This window comes from Skermanella sp., assembly GCF_059503625.1.
On sequence record NZ_JCACHA010001204.1, the window covers coordinates 1 to 3,105 of the forward strand.

Consider the following 3,105-nt stretch of genomic DNA (forward strand, 5'->3'; position numbering starts at 1 on the left):
CGGTCAAGCAGAGGACGATCTACACGGCCGAAAACATCGAAACGCTGCCCGGAAAGGTCATCCGCGCCGAAGGGGGAGCGCCGACCGCGGACCCTGCGGTCGACGAGGCGTATGACGGCCTGGGCCACACCTTCGACTTCTTTCAGGAAGTCTTCGGGCGGAACTCCATCGACGACGAGGGCCTGCCGCTCAGTGCGACCGTGCATTACGGGCAGGAGTACAACAACGCCTTCTGGAACGGCGAGCGCATGGTGTTCGGCGACGGGGACGGCGAGTTGTTCAACCGCTTCACCGTGGCGCTCGACGTGATCGGCCACGAACTGGCGCATGGCGTGACCGAGGACGAGGCCGCCCTGGTCTATATGTTCCAGCCTGGCGCCCTCAACGAGCATCTGTCGGATGTCTTCGGCAGTCTGGTCAAGCAGAAGGCGCTGGGCCAGACGGCCGATCAAGCCGACTGGCTGGTCGGCGCCGGCCTGCTTGCGCAGGAGGTCGCCGGGGAAGCCTTGCGTTCCATGAAGGCGCCCGGCACCGCGTACGACGATCCGGTGCTGGGCAAGGACCCTCAGCCGGACCATATGGACCGGTTCGTCGAGACCATGCAGGACAACGGCGGCGTCCACCTCAACTCCGGCATCCCGAACAGGGCTTTCTATCTGGCGGCGACGTCGCTCGGCGGGCATGCCTGGGAGAAGGCTGGCCGGATCTGGTACGAGACGTTGCGCGATCCCCGGCTGACGTCCGAAGCGAAGTTCGTGGAGTTCGCGTCCCTCAGCGCTTCCCTGGCGGGACGGCTCTACGGCACCGGAAGCGACGAGCAGCACGCGGTGACCGACGCCTGGATGGAAGTCGGCATCCTTCAGAAACAGATGGTTTGAACAAAGATCAGGCGGCGCATAGCATGGGCGGAAAATGACGCTGTCGAGGCTTACGGCATGACACGAACAGGACCCGATAGCATGCATGTGCTATTCGCCACCAGTGGAGGTATCGCTTACTTCCCCGGTCTCGCTCGGCCGGTCACGATCGAGGCGGACCAGCTTCCCAGAGAGGACGCGAGCGAACTGGACGGTCTGGTGACCGATAGCGGGTTCTTCGAACGGCCTGAGCGGGTGGAATGCAACTCCGCCCCCGGGGCTGCCGACTGCCGGCAATACACCATCACGATCGAAAAGGGCGGGCGGTGCCATACGCTGATCGTCAGCGAGCCCATCGAGGACCCGTGCATCAGGCGATTGGTGCGTTTCCTCGAGGCACAGGTGAAGGCCGCCCGCGCGAAGGCGCGCTCGACCAAGTCCAGGGATTGACCGGGGCGGCTACTGCGCCGTCGCCGCGGCCGGATCGCTTTCCGGAACAAGATCCTGCTCGAAATAATCCGGAAACTGCTCCGCCAGTTCCGGCAGCGATGTCAGGACCTCCCGCAGATGCCGGCGCATCGCCGCCTCCGCCGCGTCGGCGTCCTGCGCCGCGATGGCGTCCACCACGGCCTGATGCTGGCCGATCAGCCGCTCGACCGGGGTTGCGTGCGGGATGCTCAGGTAGCGGACGCGGTCCATCTGCGCCTTGGTTTCCTCGACCACCCGCCATGCGTATTCGCAGCCGATACCCAGGGCGATGTCGCGGTGGAAGCTCTCGTCCAGGTCCATGAAGCGGACGGGGTCAAGCTCGGTGGCAGCCTTCCGCTGGGCGTCCAGGTTGGCGCGCAGCGCCTCCATCCCCGATGCCGTCATCTCGGTGCAGGCACGGCGGACGACGGCCAGTTCCACCGCTTCCCGGACGAAACGAGCATCGAACACCTGCTTCATCGAGATCTTGACGATGAAGGTGCCGCGCTGAGGGCGGATCGTCAGCAGACCGGCCTCGCTCAGCTTGATGAAGGCTTCCCGCACCGGCTGGCGGCTGACGCCCAGGCGCGTCGCGATTTCCTGCTCCGACAGGGCTTGTCCGGGACGGATGCCCATCGTGACGATGGCGTTGCGCAACTCCCGGAAGACGCGACGTGCCACGGGTTCGTGCGAATTGACCTCAATCCTGTCGAGCATCACCAGCCTCCCCCGCACGTTTATTATCCATTTTTCGTTTTTGCTCCTTTGGAGCTAGCCGGCGCAACAACTCTTGCCAAGCTGTTTCTTACATACTACCATACCAGTCAATGAGCAAGAAGGCACCGGGAAGCGGGCCAGGGATCCCAGGGCCAGTCCCCCGGGTTCAAGGGAAGGGGAGGAAACGCCGTGGCATCCACCACGACCACCGGCCAGCGCCTGAATGCGCGGACGATGACAGCGCTTGCACCAAGCATTGCGAAGCCGCGCGCTCGGGGAGCCGGCGCCGATCTGGAAACCGGCGTCGTCCATATCGGCCTCGGCGCATTCCACCGTGCCCATCAGGCCGTCTATACCGACGACAGTCTCAACCGCTCCCCCGGCCCGTGGGGCATCTGCGGCGTTTCGCTGCGCAGCCCCGATACCCGCGACGCCCTGGCTCCGCAGGATTGTCTTTATACGGTAGCGGTCCGCGACGCCTCGGGTGACCGTCTGCGCGTGGTCGGCTCGATCACCGAGACGCTGGTGGCGCCGGAAGATCCGGCCGCCGTGCTCGACCGCCTTACCCGTCCCGCTACCCGCATCGTCACGATCACCGTCACGGAGAAGGGCTACTGCCACGAACCGGCGACCGGCGCGCTGAACCGCGACCATCCCGGCATCCGCCACGACTTGGAAAATTCCGGCCAGCCGCAGACGCTCGCAGGATTCCTGGTCGAAGCGCTCGACCGCCGCCGCAAGGCCGGTACTCCTCCCTTCACGGTGTTGTCGTGCGATAACCTGCCGGACAACGGCCACGTCACCGCCGGCATCCTCCGCCAGTTCGCCGAGTTGCGCGATCCGGAACTGAGCCGGTGGATCGCCGACACCGTCGCCTGCCCCAGCAGCATGGTGGACCGCATCGTCCCCGCCACCACCGACGAGGACCGCGAAACCGTAGCACGGGCGCTGGGCGTCGCCGATGCGTGGCCGGTCATGACCGAGCCGTTCAGCCAGTGGGTGATCGAGGACAACTTCCCCGCCGGCCGCCCGGCCTGGGAACTGGAAGGCGCCGAACTGGTAA

At 65.6% G+C, this 3,105-nt stretch carries 4 protein-coding genes; 3 read left to right on the forward strand and 1 reads right to left on the reverse strand.

Features of this window, described 5'->3' with window-relative positions; all coding sequences use genetic code 11:
* Positions 1-878, forward strand: an 878-nt coding sequence (locus tag AC5JJ6_RS42205) for a M4 family metallopeptidase (RefSeq protein WP_496047798.1), incomplete at its 5' end; no start/stop codon positions are given.
* A gap of 81 nt (positions 879-959) precedes the next feature.
* Entirely contained in the window at positions 960-1,307 is a 348-nt protein-coding gene (locus AC5JJ6_RS42210) for a protealysin inhibitor emfourin (RefSeq protein ID WP_496047799.1), read from the forward strand.
* Positions 1,308-1,316: 9 nt separating this feature from the next.
* On the opposite strand, the gene AC5JJ6_RS42215 is transcribed toward AC5JJ6_RS42210, so the two are convergent.
* A complete protein-coding gene (locus AC5JJ6_RS42215) occupies positions 1,317-2,042 on the reverse strand; it encodes a GntR family transcriptional regulator (protein WP_496047800.1) in 726 nt (241 codons plus the stop codon).
* 189 nt (positions 2,043-2,231) lie between these two features.
* Between AC5JJ6_RS42215 and AC5JJ6_RS42220 the strand changes: the two genes are divergently transcribed.
* The coding region (locus AC5JJ6_RS42220) for a mannitol dehydrogenase family protein (RefSeq protein WP_496047801.1) at positions 2,232-3,105 on the forward strand (874 nt) is incomplete at its 3' end.